Annotated in this window: 12 protein-coding genes and 1 riboswitch; of the genes, 6 read left to right on the top strand and 6 right to left on the bottom strand. The window is 63.6% G+C overall.

Going from position 1 to position 16,854, the window contains the following annotated elements; translation table 11 throughout:
- Positions 1–2: 2 nt before the first annotated feature.
- Entirely contained in the window at positions 3–656 is a 654-nt protein-coding gene (locus Q4S41_RS22540) for a hypothetical protein (protein ID WP_305033400.1), read from the bottom strand.
- Between the two features lie 57 nt (positions 657–713).
- Here Q4S41_RS22540 and serA point away from each other — a divergent pair, with 57 nt between their 5' ends.
- The 3 genes from serA to Q4S41_RS22555 all read left to right on the top strand — a co-directional run bounded on the left by serA (position 714) and on the right by Q4S41_RS22555 (position 5,761).
- Positions 714–2,615 (top strand): phosphoglycerate dehydrogenase, encoded by a 1,902-nt coding sequence (gene serA / locus Q4S41_RS22545; protein ID WP_305033401.1) that lies wholly within the window; start codon positions 714–716, stop codon positions 2,613–2,615.
- 19 nt (positions 2,616–2,634) lie between these two features.
- Complete coding sequence (locus tag Q4S41_RS22550; RefSeq protein WP_305033402.1) at positions 2,635–4,539, top strand: hypothetical protein; 1,905 nt, start codon at positions 2,635–2,637, stop codon at positions 4,537–4,539.
- A gap of 73 nt (positions 4,540–4,612) precedes the next feature.
- A complete protein-coding gene (locus tag Q4S41_RS22555) occupies positions 4,613–5,761 on the top strand; it encodes a TlpA disulfide reductase family protein (protein ID WP_305033403.1) in 1,149 nt (382 codons plus the stop codon).
- A gap of 82 nt (positions 5,762–5,843) precedes the next feature.
- On the opposite strand, the gene Q4S41_RS22560 is transcribed toward Q4S41_RS22555, so the two are convergent.
- Positions 5,844–7,709, bottom strand: coding sequence for an FG-GAP-like repeat-containing protein (locus Q4S41_RS22560; RefSeq protein WP_305033404.1), 1,866 nt, complete (start codon positions 7,707–7,709; stop codon positions 5,844–5,846).
- Positions 7,710–8,073: 364 nt separating this feature from the next.
- Between Q4S41_RS22560 and Q4S41_RS22565 the strand changes: the two genes are divergently transcribed.
- Entirely contained in the window at positions 8,074–9,312 is a 1,239-nt protein-coding gene (locus tag Q4S41_RS22565; protein WP_305033405.1) for a YHYH protein, read from the top strand.
- 14 nt (positions 9,313–9,326) lie between these two features.
- Here the strand turns inward: Q4S41_RS22565 and Q4S41_RS22570 are convergent, their stop codons facing one another.
- On the bottom strand, positions 9,327–10,754 hold the full coding sequence (locus tag Q4S41_RS22570; RefSeq protein ID WP_305033406.1) for a D-alanyl-D-alanine carboxypeptidase/D-alanyl-D-alanine-endopeptidase: 1,428 nt from the start codon (positions 10,752–10,754) through the stop codon (positions 9,327–9,329).
- 266 nt (positions 10,755–11,020) lie between these two features.
- On the opposite strand from Q4S41_RS22570, the gene Q4S41_RS22575 reads away from it, so the two are divergent.
- Positions 11,021–12,127: an NADH:flavin oxidoreductase gene (locus Q4S41_RS22575; RefSeq protein ID WP_305033407.1), complete on the top strand. Its 1,107-nt coding sequence runs from the start codon at positions 11,021–11,023 to the stop codon at positions 12,125–12,127.
- Between the two features lie 83 nt (positions 12,128–12,210).
- Here the strand turns inward: Q4S41_RS22575 and Q4S41_RS22580 are convergent, their stop codons facing one another.
- The 3 genes from Q4S41_RS22580 to Q4S41_RS22590 all read right to left on the bottom strand — a co-directional run bounded on the left by Q4S41_RS22580 (position 12,211) and on the right by Q4S41_RS22590 (position 15,769).
- Positions 12,211–13,401, bottom strand: coding sequence for a trans-sulfuration enzyme family protein (locus Q4S41_RS22580; protein WP_305033408.1), 1,191 nt, complete (start codon positions 13,399–13,401; stop codon positions 12,211–12,213).
- A 143-nt stretch (positions 13,402–13,544) separates the two neighbouring features.
- Positions 13,545–13,659: riboswitch (SAM riboswitch) on the bottom strand.
- Between the two features lie 228 nt (positions 13,660–13,887).
- Complete coding sequence (locus Q4S41_RS22585; protein WP_305033409.1) at positions 13,888–15,498, bottom strand: Na+/H+ antiporter; 1,611 nt, start codon at positions 15,496–15,498, stop codon at positions 13,888–13,890.
- A gap of 100 nt (positions 15,499–15,598) precedes the next feature.
- Positions 15,599–15,769, bottom strand: coding sequence for a hypothetical protein (locus Q4S41_RS22590; RefSeq protein WP_305033410.1), 171 nt, complete (start codon positions 15,767–15,769; stop codon positions 15,599–15,601).
- A 246-nt stretch (positions 15,770–16,015) separates the two neighbouring features.
- Here Q4S41_RS22590 and Q4S41_RS22595 point away from each other — a divergent pair.
- Positions 16,016–16,854 (top strand): FG-GAP repeat domain-containing protein (locus tag Q4S41_RS22595; RefSeq protein ID WP_305033411.1); only part of this gene is annotated, 839 nt, incomplete at its 3' end.

The following is a 16,854-nucleotide window of genomic DNA, read 5'->3' on the forward strand; positions in this document are numbered from 1 at the left end:
GGCTACTGAATGGTCAGCTTGGCATAGGTGAAGGTGGTGCCCGGGTTCTTGCAGGTCCACATCTCTCTGCTCAACAATAAAGTTGAGGATGAAAGCCATTTGATGCGGTAGGGCTCCCACGTTTTTGGTTCCTGCTCCCAGACTTGCTGCAATACGCCATTGCGAAGCTCCAGCAACTGCAGGATATTGGGCTGCCCTCCGCTGTACTCAATGCCCATGCAGATAGCGGCAATATGCCGCCGGTCGGGCGAGTACATCGGTTCGCCCCATAGCTCAATCCGGTGGCCTGAACCATCAATCAACAACCACTGGGTAGTTTCATAGTACTGCACCTGAATCAAGTGGCACTTAAAATCCACCAAGTACCCAAGGTAGGTGTACACTGTTGATTCTTCCTCGCCGTGCCCTTTTTTGAAGGCTGCCTCGTCAATAACGACATCGGTGAATATTTTCGGCCCTTTCGCCGTGGGAATCACAATCCGCCCGTTCCGCTTCTTCACCGGAAACGTCATCGCCGGCTTGGTCAGCACCGCCGTTTTCTTTGCCGCCAGGTAGGCCGCCTCCGTGAGCGGGCTGAATGTGACACGCACCGCTGGCGGTGCGCCAGCCGGCAGCTTTAGGAGCAACGCAAGGAGCACCAGTAGCAGGAGTTTCATAAAATACTTGGCAGCAGAATGCCGCGCCAAGGTACGGCCGGGCGCATCTTTGCGTCCATGCCCAACGCTGCCGCGCCCCTGCCCTACCTCGTTTTCGATTTCGATAGCACCTTCACCCAGGTCGAGGGGCTGGACGAACTGGCCGACATCGCCCTGGCCGGCCGGCCCGACGCGGCCGAGCGCGTGGCCAAAATCCGGGCCCTGACGGACCAGGGCATGGCCGGCGAAATCGGCTTCCAGGAATCGCTGAGCCGGCGGCTGGCGCTGCTGGCGGCCAACGAGAAGCACTTGGCGCCCCTTATTGCCCGCCTCAAAACCAAGGTGAGCGAGAGCATCCGGCGCAACGGCAACTTCTTCAAGCAGTTTGCCGACCGCATTTACGTGGTGAGCAGCGGCTTCCGCGAGTTCATCGAGCCCGTGGTGGCCGAGTTTGGCATCAAGACCGAACACGTACTGGCCAATACCTTCACTTTCGATGCCGAGGGCAACGTGACGGGCTGCGACCCGGCCAACGTGCTGAGCCGAGACGGCGGCAAAATCCGGCAGCTTGTACTGCTCGATTTGGACGGGCCGGTGTACGTGTTCGGCGACGGTTATACCGACTACCAGATTCGCGAAGCCGGGCTGGCGCACCGCTTCTACGCTTACACTGAAAACGTTAGCCGGCCTACCGTAGTGGCCCACGCCGATGAAGTTCTTCCGACTTTCGACGAGTTTTTGTACCAACTAAAACTTCCCATGACTTTATCATACCCCAAAAACCGCATCAAGGTGCTCCTGCTGGAAAACCCGGATGCCCGCGCCAAAGAGCTTTTCCTGGCCGAAGGCTACCAAGTTGACACCGTGCCCGGCGGGCTGGACGAGGACGAGTTGATTGCGCGCATTGAGGGCGTGAGCATCCTGGGCATCCGCTCGAAAACGCAGGTGACCCAGCGCGTGCTCGATGCGGCCAACCGCCTGATTGCCATCGGCGCCTTCTGCATCGGCACCAACCAGATTGACCTAACCGGCGCCATGAAAAAGGGCGTGGCGGTGTTCAACGCGCCGTTCTCGAACACCCGCTCGGTGGTGGAGCTGGCGCTGGGCGAAATCATCGTGCTGGCCCGCCGCATTCCCGAAAAGAACCCCAAGATGCACGCCGGCGAGTGGGACAAGTCGGCCAGCGGCTCGTTCGAGATTCGGGGCAAGACGCTGGGCATCGTGGGCTACGGCAACATCGGCTCGCAGCTGAGCGTGGTGGCCGAGGCCGTGGGCATGAAGGTGGTGTACTTCGACGTGGCCGAAAAGCTGCAGCTTGGCAACGCCGTGAAGTGCCGCACGCTGGAAGAACTGCTGGCGCAATCGGACGTGGTGACGCTGCACATCGACGGCCGCGAGGACAACACCAACTACATCGGCGAGAAAGAATTTGCGCTTATGAAAAAAGGCGCGCTGTTTCTCAACAACGCCCGCGGCCACGTGGTGGACGTGCCGGCCCTGGCCGCCGCCCTCCGCAGCGGCCACCTCGGCGGCGCGGCGGTGGATGTGTTCCCCTACGAGCCCAAGACCAACCACGAGAGCTTCGAAAACGAGCTGCGCGGCCTGCCCAACGTGCTGCTCACGCCCCACATCGGCGGCAGCACGGCCGAGGCCCAGCGCAACATCGCCGAGTTTGTGCCCGAGCGCATCATGCAGTACATCAACACCGGCAACACCCAGCAGTCGGTCAATTTTCCCAACATTCAGCTGCCCGTGCAGCCCGGACACCGCCTCATCCACATCCACGCCAACGTGCCCGGCGTGCTGGCCAAAATCAACAACGTGCTGGCCGCCCACCACGTCAACATCCTGGGCCAGTACCTGAAAACCAACGAGCACATCGGCTACGTGATTACGGACATCGACCGGCAGTACGACCAGGAGGTGATTCAGGCCCTGCGCGCGGTGGAGCACACCATCAAGTTCCGGGTGCTGTACTAGCATTTGAGGGCCGGTTTCGATGAAAGCACTGCTTATTCTCGGGTTGGCGCTGCTATTGGCCGCCGGCGTGCGCTGGGCCGGGAAGCGGGAAGCCGGGCCCGGCGCGGCCTTTGCCGAACGGCTCTACCAGAAAGGCGTGCTGAACGCGGCCGGCCGCGACGAGTTGCTGCGCCGGCTGCGCACGGGCTCCCTATCGGTTTGGGAAACCGACTCCACGGGTGAACAGACCTCCCAAGTTCCGGCCAACGGCCCCGCCGGTATTCTGGCGTTTTGCGCCGAGGCCTTTGAGCGGGAATTTCAGTACCGGACCTACAATGAGGAAATGTTGCGGGATATGGTGGCCGCCGACGACAGCGCCGACGTGCCCGCCGGCCAGCCCCGCGGCCAACTGGCGCGCCGCTACGCGGCGGCCCTGAAGCGCTTCCAAAACGACACGGCTGCTGCCAAGCGCTGGTATTTGCAGCAACTGCCGGCCCGCCTCCGCCTGGAGGAAGCCGTGCCGGCGGAAGATTCGGTGGGCGAGCTGGGCTGGACAATTTACCCGCCGCTGTCGGCCAATACGCCGCCACTCACGCATTGGATTAGTGAGCGGCGCAGCGTGTTTGGCAAAACCCGCACCCGCACCGCGCGCGACTTGTTCGCGCTGGGCCTGCTCGAAAAGCCCGTTTACGAGGAGCTGCAGCGCCAACTGAAGCAAGGGCAGCTGCGTACCGAAGCCGAGGTGTGCCAGCGGGCATCTGAGCTGACGCAGCACCGCACTACCTACGCCCGCACCAAAGCCGAGCAGCTGCGCTGGCTGCAACGCCTGCAGCAGGCCGGGTTGCTCTCGAAAGCCCAGCACCAGCGCCTGGTGCTGAATTATCAGCCCTTTCAACTGTATGAGCCGTTCGATTTGCTGGCGTATTGCGAGCGGGGCCGCCTGGTGGACTTGCGGAAGCTGCCGCGCCAGCCGGCGGCGCTCTACCCGGCCCTTTTTGCGCAACTGCCGACGCTGCTGCCCGGCTTCGCGTACTCCGACTTACGGGTGACGACGAGCATCAAGGATTTTGGGCCAACGTCGCTTGCCCAAAACGTCACGCTCAGCTTCTGGGCCAACGGCCGACGTTATCAAGACACGTTTTTACAAGAATTCATAAATAAGGACGGCACCAACCCCAACCCGCCGCTGGGCCCCCAGGTAAGCGAATATTTCCAGCGTAGCCTCAACCAGTGGCTGGCCGACCAGAACTCCGCCCTGCGCCTCTACCGCGCCTCCACCTCCGACGCCCGGTCGGTGTACGGCAACGAGCGGCTGGGCCTGATTGCCATGACCAAGGCGCAACGGGCCTTGTGGGGACCGGCATACTATTTTCTGTCCGATGAATCGCACGACAACCGGTTCAATTCTGCGCACATTGAGCAGCTTGTGGCCGGTTACCAGCAGTTGGGGCTGTTTTCGCAGCTGTCGGCTGCGGAGCTGGCCAAAGGGCGCGCAGCCGCCCTGCGCGGCCACAAAACGAGCTATGCCGCCGTGCTGCTGTGCTTTCCGAACGTCATTCATCCCATCGATTGGGAATCGGCCATACCGCCCGCGCCGTACGTAGCGCGCACCCGGGCGCTGGCGGCCATTTCGCGCGGCGGCTTTGCCCCCACCCACATCCAGGACGGTTTTAAGCCCAATTTGCCCGAGGACGCCACTTTTTCCTACGGCTTCCGGCTGGGCGGGCAGACGTATGCCACGCGGCTGAAAATGAGCTCCGACTGGCTCGACGCCGATTTTGTGGCCCTCATCAAGCTTGCCCTGCGAGAGCAGCACGCGCCCGGCCAGCTCTACGATTGCCTCGGCGGCGAGGGCTACATCTTTCTCACGCCCACGCAGCACGCGCAGCTGAGCGCTGCCCAGCCGGAACTGTTCGAGTCGCCGGCTGACAATCTGGAAGATTAGGCGCGGCTACCCCCTTTCGGAGGCACCGTAGTAGCTTGCGCGGCTTCTCATTTTTATAAAGCCGCATCTACCCATGCAGAAAACATTGATGCTCAGTGCCGCTCTGTTCGGCACTTTTCAGCTGGCCCAGGCGCAGGCGCCCGCCGCTTTCGTGTTGAGAGGCACGCTGCCGGCCGTGCAGGAGCCGGCGAAAGTCTTTTTGGTTCGCGAAACGCTGGCGGGAAATGCCATCACCGACTCGGCGGCGGTGAAGAAGGGCGAGTTTGTGCTGCGCGGCAACGTGCAGGCACCCGCCAAGGCCCGGCTGGTGCTGGTGCCGCGCGGGCACAAGAGCCGCCTCTACACCGGGCAGGCCGACAACGCGGTTTTCTACCTCGAAAAAGGCACCACGGTGTTCACCTCGCCCGATTCGCTGGCGCACGCCGAGCTCAGCGGCTCCCTCCTCTCCACCGAATACCGCGAGCTGGCCCGGCCGCTCGATGTGGTGAAGCGCCAGCAGGATTCGCTTTACGCGGCATACCGCGTGGCCGCGCCCGCTACCCGTGCCACGGCTGCTTTCAGCCGGCCCTACAACGCCCGCTACACCGCGCTGCAAGCGCAATCGGCCAGCATTCTCACCAATTTCATCAAGGCCCACCCCAATTCCCTCATCAGCCTGGGAGCGGTGAAGGAATTGGCCGGCCCCATTCCCACGTATGCCACCGCGGCGCCGCTTTTCGCCCTGCTCGGGCCCGAGGTGCGGCAGCTGCCCGAGGCGGCGCTGTTTGGCCTGGCCCTGCAGCGCCTGCAGTACGTGGCCGTGGGCGCCCGGGCCCCCAACTTTGAGCAGCCCACCGCCGATGGCAAGCGCGTGGCGCTGGCCAGCTACCTCGGCAAGTACGTGCTGGTCGATTTCTGGGCCAGCTGGTGCGGGCCCTGCCGCCGCGAAAACCCCAACGTAGTGAAGCTTTACGAGCAGTTCAAAAACCGCAGCTTCGAGATTCTGGGCGTGAGCATCGACGTGGAAAACGACCGCGCCCAGTGGCTCAAAGCCATTGCCGACGACCACCTGGCCTGGACGCAGGTGTCGGACCTGCGCCGGGGCAACGCCGCGGCCACGCTCTACAGCGTGCAGGCCGTGCCCCAGAACTTCCTCATCGACCCCAACGGCTTCATCGTGGCCACCAACCTGCACGGCGACGAGCTGCGCGCCACCCTGGCCCGCCTGCTGCCCCAGCCCTAGTCAGCCCCACGCCAAAACGCCCAACGGCCCCGGCTTCCAAACGTGGAAACCGGGGCCGTTGGTGTTTTATGTTAATCGAGCCTTATTGGCGGGTCACTTTCTGGGTGATGGTGCCGGTGGCGCTGGTGAGGCGCAGCACGTACACGCCGGCGGCCAGTTCGGGCAGGGCGCCCAGGGCCTGCGGGGCAGCGCCCAGCGTGAGCTTGGCGCTGTATACCGGGCGGCCAGCGAGGGTGCTCAGCGACACGGTTACGGCCTGGGGCTCAGCGGTGCCGGGCAGGGTCACGGTGAGGGTTTCGGCAAAGGGGTTGGGGTAGGCATCGAGGGCTTTGGGGGCCGGTGCGGCGGCCGTGGTGCGGGTCAGGGTCACCACCGGCGAGTAGGCCATGGTGCCGTCGAGGTCTACCTGGCGCAGGCGGTAGTAGCGGCGGTTGGCGCTGAGGGCCGTGGCCGAGGCATCGAGGAACTCATAGTTATGCACCGTGGGGCTGTTGCCAGCGGCGGCCAGCTCGCCGATGGCGGCGAAGGCGCTACCGTCGGCCGAAGCCTCTACCACGAAGCGGGCGCTGTTCAATTCCTGGGCGGTGCTCCACTTCAGCTGGTTGCCGGCGCTGGTGGCCTGGGCAGCGAAGGCGGTGAGTACCACCGGCAGCGGGGCCGTGATGGTGGGCACGGTGGCCGACTGGGTTTGCTCGTAGCGGTACACCGTGCCGACGCCGTTGCCCACGAAGAGGTCGAGCAGGCCGTCGCCGTCGTAGTCGGTCACGGCCGGGGCGGCGTAGCCGTTGTTGTTGCTGAAATTGGTGCCCGAGTTGCCCATGTTGATGGCAGTAGCGGAAGTGCCGTCGGCGCTGATGTTGCGCATAAAACTGAAAGTGTAGACGTTAACAGCCGTCTGGGTGTAGAGCTGCACGCTGCCGGCGTAGGTGCCGACCAGCATGTCGAGCTTGCCGTCGCCGTCGTAGTCGGTGATGAGCGGCTTGCTCACGTCGCCGGCATCGAGGGCCGTAGTGCCGTCGGCCAGTTTGATGGTTGTGGCCGTGGTGAAGCCGGCCGTGGTGTTGCTGGTGCTGGCCAGTTGCTCGTAGCGGTTCAGCAGGCCGTTGTTGGAGCCCACCACAATGTCAATCAGGCCGTCGCTGTCCAGGTCGCCCACCGTGGGCCGGGCGTAAGAACCGGTGTTGGGGTTGCCTGTAGTCGTAGCGCCGTAAGGGTTGTTAAACAGCGTACTGCCGGCCCCCATCTTGAAGGCATCGGCGCCCGTACTGGCGGCTTGCTCATAGATGAACACCTTGCCGGTTTCTTCCCCTACAATGATTTCCTGGCGGCCGTCGCCGTCGAGGTCGCTCACCGTCGGCTTGGCGTAGAGGCCCACGTCCACGGTACCGCCCGCGAAGAAGGTGATGAGCGTGCCCGTGGTGCTGAAAGTGCCGTTGGCGGTGGTCTGCTCGTAGTCTATCATGGTGCCGTCGCCCTGGCCCACCAGCAGCTCCAGCAGGCCGTCTTTGTCGAGGTCGGCGGCGACGGGCGTCGAGTAGGCACCGGCGGCGGTGGCGCTGGTGGCGTTGCTGTTCAGCTGCGTGTAGTTGCTGCTCGACGAAGCGCGGGTCACGCCCAGCTTGGCGGCGCTCAGGGCGGTGCCGCCGGCCGTGGTCAGCCGCACCTTGCCCGTGCCGGCAGCGGCGGGCACCACGAACGTGGCCGTGGTGGCGGGCACCAGGCCCGGCGTGGCGCGCACGGCCAGGCCGTTGAGCAGCACCGAGGTGAAGCCCGAGAGGTTGGTGCCGGTGATGGTAACCGTGGTGCCGGGGGCCGCCGTCGAGGGCGTCATGCTGCTGATGGTGGGGGCCTGCGCCAGGGCGGCCACGGGCAGCAACAAGCCCAGGGTGGCCAGCATCGTGCGGCGGGTGGAAGTCAGGAAGTCGGAGGCGAACGTAAACGTGGTCATGGCTTTAGAAAGAGAATTGTCGAGGAATGGCCGGCGGTTTCTTCTGCCGCTTTGGCGATACAAAATTGTTATGCGTGCCGAGCACCTATTTTCCTCCATCGTTTAACCCGGGCCATTCCTCGCTAAAGCAGGGCGATTTCCCAGCGAATGAAAAAATGCCCCTGACAGCCCGATTTAGGCCTTTTTAAGTCTCATCCGGCGCTATCCGGCGTTGGCCGAGCGATATGGCCGGCTCAGCGGGCAAAGCCGACGATTGGCAGGCTGTTAAACTCCGCCGTTGGCACTGGGTCTACATTTACGCCCAGCCGGCCAACGGGCAACTTGCCCCGCCCCCGGTCCCAGCCTCACTCCCAATCCTCCTCCTATGCATTCACACCGCTACGCTCTTTTATTCGTGCTGCTGCTGGCGCTGCCCCTGCTGGCCCCGGCCCAGGTTTCGCCCAACGTCACCGCCTGGATTGTGAACACCACCGGCGCCACCGGCTTCAACGGCATCCCCAGCAACGTGCAGCGCGTGCAGTATTCGGCCGGCAACGTGTACATCACCTGTACTGGCATTCCGAGCTACGCCATCGGCGCCTGGCCCGGCAACCCCAACACGGCTACCAACCAGAACTTCGTGTTCAAAATCACCCGCATGCCCACGCCCAACACCGGCACGGCCGTGGCCACCCCCCTGGGCCACACCGGCATCTGGAGCAATGGCGTGAGCATTTTCAACGCCAAGGATGCCATGAGCTACAACAACGCGGGCGTGTGGAACCAGAACGCCATCGTGGTGGAAGGCCCCAGCTTCGACTCCTGCCTGGGCCATCCGGCCGGCAACGGCGAGTACCACCATCACCTCAATCCGCGCTGCCTCTACAACGACCACGACAGCTCGCGCCACTCTCCCATCATTGGCTTTGCCTTCGATGGCTACCCCATTTACGGGGCCTACGGCTACGCCAATGCTAACGGCACGGGTGTTATCAAAAGCATGAAGCCCTCGTACCGCGCCCGCAACATCACCACGCGCACCACGCTGCCGGACGGCAGCACGGCCCCCTCGGCCGGCCCCGCCATCAACGCCGCCAAGCCGCTGGGCTACTACATCGAAGACTTCGAATACGTGGCCGGCCTCGGCGATTTGGACAGCCACAACGGCCGCTTCTGCATCACGCCGGAGTACCCGCAGGGCACCTACGCCTACTTCGTCACCATCAACAGCCAGTACGCCGGCGCCTACCCCTACACGCCCGGCCCCACCTACTACGGCGTGATTCCGGCCGGTGCCACGGGCCCGCAATCGGGCCACGCCGTGGTGAACGAGCCCGTGACGACCTACGTGGTGACGGCCACCTTCCTGGCCGCCGGCCTGCAAATCACCACCTTCCCCAACCCCGTGAGCGACCTGCTGACCGTGGCGCCCGAAGGCGGCGTGGCCAATGACCTGCGCGCCCGCCTCTGCAACACGTTGGGCCAGCCCGTGGGTGCAGCGCTGGAACTGCACCCCTCCGTGCCCACCGAGTTCGACATTTCGGGGCTGGCGGCCGGCGTTTACTTCCTAAAGGTGGAAGGAACAGGCGTTTTAGCCACCCAAAAAGTGGTGGTGACGCACTGACCCACAAGCCGCCCCTACAGCCGCGCCCGCACCTGGGCCAGCACGCGCTCTACCTCGTTGCGCATGGCGCCGCTTTCGGCCACGTGGTTGTTGTTCATGAAGCTAAACGCCACCAGCCGGCCGCTTTTGGTGCGCAGGTAGCCGCACATATTCAGGTTGTTGGAGAGCGTGCCGGTTTTGCCCCACACCCAGGGGCCGGCGGCGTCGTGGTAGCGCTTGCGCAGGGTACCCTGGCCGCCGCCGGCCGCCAACAGGCTGAGCAGGCGCCGCTCGGGCAGCTCCTGGTGCAGCTTGAGCAGCAGGCCGGTGAGGGTGCGCGGGGTGACCAGGTTGAGGCGCGAGAGCCCAGAGCCGTCCACCCAATGCACGGGGTCGGGCAGGGTGGTGAGCAGGTTTTTGCGGGCGTAGCGAATGACACGGCCGGTGCTGAGCGAGTCGCGGCGGCCGATTTTGGTGCTGCACATCAGCAGCAGCTGCTCGGCCAGAAAGTTGTCGCTCACGCGCAGCATGCGGCGGTAGAGCGAGTCGACGCGCAGGCCGTAGAGCGTGCGGATGGAGTCGCCCAGCGCGGGGCGCGGGCGCCAGCTGGCGTTGCTGGTGGCCCGGCGCAGGGTGTCGCCCAGCAGCCGCAGCATCAGCCCGCGGCTCGTCACGAAGGGCGTTTCATCGACCCATTTTTTGACGGTGGGCAGCACGTAGAAGCGGTTTTCGTGCAGGGCCCGGATGATGTGCGTGTCGGGGTCGAGGCCGGGCGTGCGCAGCTCGGCCGGGGCCGGCTCCACCAACGGCGCGAAGAAGCGCGGCAGCACCCGAATGCGCGACTGTGGCGCCACCGCCGGCCGCGTGCCGGCGCGCACCGGCGCGGGCGGCGTGGCGTAGAAGCGCACGGTGTTGCCGTAAATGGGAAAGGCCACACGTTCGGGCTGGAAATAGTAGCCGTAGTCGTCCCAGGTCCAGCCCGGGCCGAAGGGCGTGACGGTGGCAATGTCGCAGTAAGCCAGCGTTTTTTCCGGCCGGTTCAGCAGGAAGCTGTAGGCGCGGCGGCTGGGCACGTCGCCGTGCAGCAGCGTGGGGTCGCCGGTGCCCTGGAAAAACAGCGTGTCGTGGCGCGAGAAGTAGCGCAGACTGGGCAGGGAATCGGTGAGAATGTGCAGGCCCGCGTAGAGGCTGAACAACTTCATGTTGCTAGCCGGCGTGAAGTATTTGGTTTCCTGATAGCCGTAGAACGGCCGGGCGCTGTCGGCATAGGCCAGGCTCATGCCCACCTGGTGCAGGCGCAGAATGGGCGAATCCGTGAGCAGCGAATCGAGCCAGGGCAGCGCCTGGCCGGGCCGCATGGCCACAGGCGCCCCGGCCGGCTTGTCGGTGGCCGACTGCGCGCAGGCGGCTAATTGGGTAGTCCCGGCGGTGAGCAGCAGCAGGAAATAAAGGGAACGTAGCATCGGGCGCAACTTACGCAGCAAACGGGGCTAGGGTAGCTTAGAGATGGGAATTATCAGGGTTTATTGCAGAAGATATTCCAGCCCGTCATGCTGAGCGCAGCCGAAGCACCTCTACTGCGAGAATAGTTGTTTACTTCCCCGGTAGAGATGCTTCGGCTGCGCTCAGCATGACGGGCTGGTGGCCAGCCTGACGCTCTTAAAAATCAAAACCACCCCAGCCCGGTTGTTGTCGACTTTCCATTATCCGAAACCAGCAACCTCGCATTATGTCCACCAACGCCCTGTTCGCGCCTTTCGCGCTGAAGTCTCTTAACCTCAAAAACCGCATTGTCATGGCCCCCATGACCCGCTCCTTCTCGCCCAACGGCGTGCCGGGCGCCGACGTGGCCGCCTACTACCGCCGCCGGGCCGAGGGCCAGGTCGGCCTCATCCTCTCCGAAGGCACGGTGGTGGAGCGCCCGGCCTCGTCCAACGACCCCAACATTCCGCATTTCTACGGCCAAGCCGCGCTGGCCGGCTGGCAGCACGTCATCGACGAAGTGCACGCCGCCGGGGGCCGCATGGGCCCGCAGCTCTGGCACATGGGCGTGATGGCCGAGCACCGCTCCGGCTGGAAGCCCTCGGAAGCCTTCGAAGGCCCGTCCGGCCTCCTCAAGCCCGGCCAAGCCACCGGCAAGGCCATGACCGAAAACGACATCGCCGACACCATTGCCGCCTTCGCCCGCGCCGCCGCCGATACCAAGCGCCTGGGCTTCGACTGCCTGGAGCTGCACGGCGCCCACGGCTACCTCATCGACCAGTTTTTCTGGGCCGGCCTGAACGAGCGCACCGACGCCTACGGCGGCGGCGACCTCACCCAGCGCAGCCGCCTGGCCGTGGAGCTGGTGAAGGAAGTGCGCCGCAGCGTGGGCGAGGATTTCGTCATCAGTCTGCGCCTCTCGCAGTGGAAACAGCAGGACTACGCCGCCAAGCTGGCCCACACGCCCCAGGAAATGGAAGCCTGGCTCCAGCCGCTGGCCGAGGCCGGCGTCGACATTTTTCACTGCTCGCAGCGCCGCTTCTGGGAGCCCGAGTTCGAAAGCGAAGGCTCGGACCTGAACTTTGCAGGCTGGGTGAAGAAGCTCACCGGCAAAACCACCATCACCGTGGGCTCGGTGGGCCTGTCGGGCGAGTTCTTGGCCGGTTTCGCGGGCGAAGCATCGGAGCCCCAGGGCATCGAGGAGTTGCTGCGCCGCCTCGACCGCAACGAGTTCGACCTCGTAGCCGTCGGCCGCCAGCTCATCGTGGACCCGAATTGGGTGGAGAAAATCCAGCAAGGCCGCGCCGACGAGATGGTCGGCTTCAGCCGCGAGGCGCTGCGCACGCTGGTGTAAGGTTCATCAGCAGCAAAATATTAAGACCGTCATGCCTTGGCGATGCTCGGCATGACGGTCTTTTTTGTGTTAGGCAACTCTTGCTACGCCAGCACCGCTTCCGATTCTACCGGCGATTCCGCCACTACGCCCAAGCTATCCAACGCCTGCGCCAAATCGGCAATCAGGTCATCGGCCGCTTCCAAGCCGATGGAGAGGCGCAGCAAACTGTCGGCGAAGCCGGCGGCACGGCGCGTTTCGGCCGGCACGGCCGTGTGCGTCATCGAGGCCGAGTGGCACACGAGGCTCTTGCCGCCGCCCAGGCTCACAGCCAGCTTGAAATACTTCAGGCTAGTGGCCAGCTGCGTAGCGGCCTCCACAGTATCGTCGTGCAGCACCAGGGCAATGATGCCGCCGAAACCATCGTGCTGCTGCTTTTTGGCAATGGCGTGGCCCGGGTGCGACTCCAGCCCGGGGTAATAAACGGCGCTGATTTCGGGCCGAGTTTGCAGGAAGCGGGCCACCTTCAGGGCCGCGCTGCAGTGCTGGGCAATGCGCAGGTGCAGCGTTTCGAGCCCCCGAATGACCAGAAACGAATCGAACGGCCCCAGAATGGCCCCCGAGGCGTTCTGGATGAACTGAATTTGCTTGCCCAGTTCCTCGGTGGCTGCCACCACGGCGCCGGCAATCAAATCGGAATGGCCGCCCAGGTATTTGGTGGCGCTGTGCACCACCAAATCGGCCCCCAGCAAAATGGGTTGCTGCAGCACGGGCGAGGCAAACGTATTGTCGACGCACAGCCACGCGCCGGCGGCGTGGGCCAGCGCGGCCAGCCCGGCGATGTCGGAGATTTTGAGCGTAGGATTTGAAGGCGTTTCCAGCCACACCAGTTTGGTGCGCCCGGTGATGGCGGCCTGCACTTGGGCCAGGTCGGCGGTGTCGCAGTACACAATGTCGATGCCGAAGCGGCGGTACACGTGCTCGAACAGGCGGAACGCGCCGCCGTAAATATCGTCAATGGCCACAATCTGGTCGCCGGTCGAAAGCAGTTTCAGCACGGCGTCGATGGCGGCCATGCCGCTGGCGAAGGCGTAGGCCGAATGGCCGTGTTCGAGGCCGGCCAGCAGCTGCTCCAGGGCGCTGCGGGTGGGGTTGCCGGTGCGGGAGTAGTCGAAGCCCTTGTGCACGCCCGGCGACTCCTGCACGAACGTACAGGTCTGGTAAATCGGCACGGCGAGGGCACCGGTTAGCTCGTCGACGGGGAAGGACTGGATGAGGCGGGTGGAAGCTTGCATGGGGTATTTGCGTTTTGTGATTGAGACGAAAACGCACCCGATTACCTAAGCACTTACGCAAGATTTCTTACCGGAAAGGCATAAAAAAAGCCCTTCCGACAAGTCAGAAGAGCACACCGCTGCAGACGGGAAAGCATCTTGTAGACTTATCTTCTCCTGAACCGGCCGCAGCTGATTCAGAACAGGATTTAGCACCTGGTATTGCTACTGGTTGCTAAGGCATCGCAGGGCCTGTCCCTCCGCCTTTCTTGATAAGTGCTCCGGATTAGGGAGCGCGCTGCAAATATAGCGGCGGGTTGAAACAGCGCAAGCGGCGGGGCGGAAAATTTATTTTCAGAACGCCCTGCAGAAAAAAGAACGTCATGCTGAGCGCAGCCGAAGCATCTCTACCGCGCAACGCAATTCAATCGACTGGATTTACTGCTGCGGTAGAGATGCTTCGACTGCGCTCAGCATGACGTTCTTTTTTAAGCAACTTACCCGCCCTTACCGCTCGATGTGCTTCACCTTGGCCTCGTCCAAATCGAGTTGGGCTTCCTGCTGGCGCAGCACTTCGTCATCGAACGAGTCGTGGTGGCGCAGGTGGGCCAGCGCCTCGCGCTCCACTTGCAGCACGTCGAGCAGCACAAGGTGGTACTGGCGCAACGCCTCGCGGCCCGACTCATCCACCTCCAGCGAATTGAGGGTGCGGGTGGTGAGGTTGATTTCGGTTTGCATGCGCTGCTGGAGGCGGGCAATGAGCTCGTTGGCTTCCAGTTCGGCGGGGTACTGGCGTTGCAGGTGTTTCACGGCAGCCTGGCGCAGGTGCAGGCGCACGCCGGCTTCCTGCTCTTCGAGGGGCGTGCGGTCGTCGCGCTCCGCTATTTTGGTGAAGCGGATGATGGCCGGCAGCGTGAGCCCCTGCAGCACCAGCGTGACGAGAATGACCACGAAAGTGATAAAGAGAATGAGATTGCGTTGCGGAAACGCCTGTCCGTCGGCTGCCAGCAGTGGCACCGACAGCGCCGAGGCCAGCGACACCACCCCGCGCATGCCCGCCCAGCCCAGCACCAGCGTGCCCTGCCAGCCGGGGCTGGGCTCGCTTTGGCGCACGCTTTTGCTCAGAAAGCGCGGAATGAAGGCCGCTGGGTACATCCACAGCATGCGAATGACGATGACTAGTCCGCTCATTAGCAGGCCGTAGGCAATGGCCTGCGGCAACGAATAATTGCCCAACCCCTCCACCGCAATGGGCAGCTGCAAGCCGATGAGAATGAACACCAGGCCATTGAGCACGAAGCTCACGCTGGCCCACACGCTGTTGGCCTGCAGGCGGGTGTTGGCATCGAACACCCGGTGCGAGAGGTGGGAGAGCAGCAGCCCGCCGCTCACCACCGCCAGCACGCCCGAGAAATGGAATTCCTCGGCCAGCAGGTACATTACGTAGGGCGCCATGAAGGTGAGCACCGTGTTGATGCTGGGCGTGGTGGGCAAGTATTTGTGAATGAGGAAAAACCCATACGCCACGCCCAGTCCCACCGCCAGCCCCATGCCGCTGGTCAGCAGAAAGCTAGTGGCTGCCTCCTGCCACACAAACGTGCCCGAAAGCACCGCCAGCAGCGCAAACCGAAACACAATCAAACTGCTGGCATCGTTAATCAGGCTTTCGCCTTCCAGGATGGCCGTCACGCGCCGAGGCACCTTAATGCCGCGCAGCACCGAAGTGGCCGCCACGGCATCGGGCGGCGAGATGATGCCGCCCAGCAAAAACCCCAGCCCCAGCGTGAACCCCGGAATGACGGCCCGCGCCACATAAGCCACGATGAGCGAGGTGAAGGCCACCAGTCCAAACGCGAGCAGCCCAATGGCCCGCCGCCACCGCCAGAAGTCGTTCCACGAAGTCGTCCAGGCCGCTTCGTAGAGCAGCGGCGGCAGGAAAATCAGGAAAATCAGGTCGGGCGCGATGGCCACGCGCGGCAGGCCGGGCACGAAGCTCAGCGCCAGCCCGCCCAGCACCAGGAAAATGGGGTAGGAAATGCCCAGCTTCTGCCCCAGCATCACCAGCAAAAACACGGCGAAGAGCAGGCCGAGAATGAGGAGTAAGCTTTCGTGCAGCATGGGTAAGCGGAAGCATTAGAACGCCCAAAGAAACATCATGCTGCGCTGCACGCGACACGATGTTTCTGGTTTCTGTCTTCCGCCCCCACCGGTCACCTTGTTACGACCACAGCTTGCGGCCCATGGTGGGGCGCCGGGGCCGGTCGAAAAACACGATGTAAAGCACCCCCAGCAGGGGCACAAGCAACAGGGCGGTGAGCAAACGCAGGTGCCAGTAGTGCACCGGGCTCAGGCCCCAGGATTGGACGAGGTGATTGATGAAATGTGCCATTTATAAATGTACGCATTTCCGCAATCGTTTGCAATAGTTAAGGCGAAGTATTGCATCGTTTTGTTATGTCGAAATCCGCTTGTTCTTGGTTGCGGTGCAAGGCAAGGGTTGAAATTGTTTATCTTCAGATTTTCAGGAAGGTGCATATTGAGTGGGCGGATGGTTAATTTGCCTGAAAGTCTTTGCCACCAGCGCCTGGCCCGCGTATGCGTTGGTCGCTTGGTTTCCATCCTGAACTTTCCTCTTATGCCTCACTTCTCCCCTTCTACTCTTTCGTACCCAGCCGGCTTCCTGGCGGCGCTGGGGCTGCTGCTGACCGCAGCCGGCGCGGCCCAGGCCCAGACGCCGGCCTCGTTTGGCCCGGCCAGCACCTATCCTGCCGGCATCATCCCCATTGGCATGGCGGTGGGCGACGTGAACGGCGACGGACGGCCTGACATTATTACGGTCGACCCCGCGAACGACGCGGCTGGGGTGTTGCTGAGGCTGGCTGGCGGGGGCTTTAGTGCCGCCAGTAGTTACTCGGCCGGGGCTTACAGCAGCCCTTATGGCATAGCCGTGGCCGACGTGAACGGCGACGGCCGGCTGGATATAGCTACGGCCAACTATGGCAGCAGTACGGCCGGAGTGTTGCTGGGGCGCATCGGCGGGGGCTTTGCTTCCGTCACCACTTATTCCACCGGCGCCACCAGCAACCCCCGAAGCGTGGCCGTGGGCGACGTAAACGGCGATGGTCGGCCCGACATTGTGACGGCCAACGGCGGCAGCAATACGGCCGGGGTACTGCTAGGGCTGGCTAGCGGGGGCTTTGCTTCAGTCAGCACTTACTCTACCGGCACCAGCAGCCAGCCCTGTGGGGTGGCCATGGCTGACGTGAACGGCGATGGTCGGCTCGACATTGTGACGGCCAACTACACCAGCAGTTCGGCCGGGGTGCTACTGGCGCTGGCTAGCGGGGGATTTGGCCCCGTCAGCACTTACTCCACCGGCAGTTTCCCCTCTGGAGTGGCTGTAGGCGACGTCAACGGCGACGGTCGGCCCGACATTGTGACGGCCAATACCGGCAGCAACACGGCCGGGGTATT

The organism is Hymenobacter convexus, assembly GCF_030580955.1.
Taxonomy (GTDB): Bacteria; Bacteroidota; Bacteroidia; order Cytophagales; family Hymenobacteraceae; genus Hymenobacter.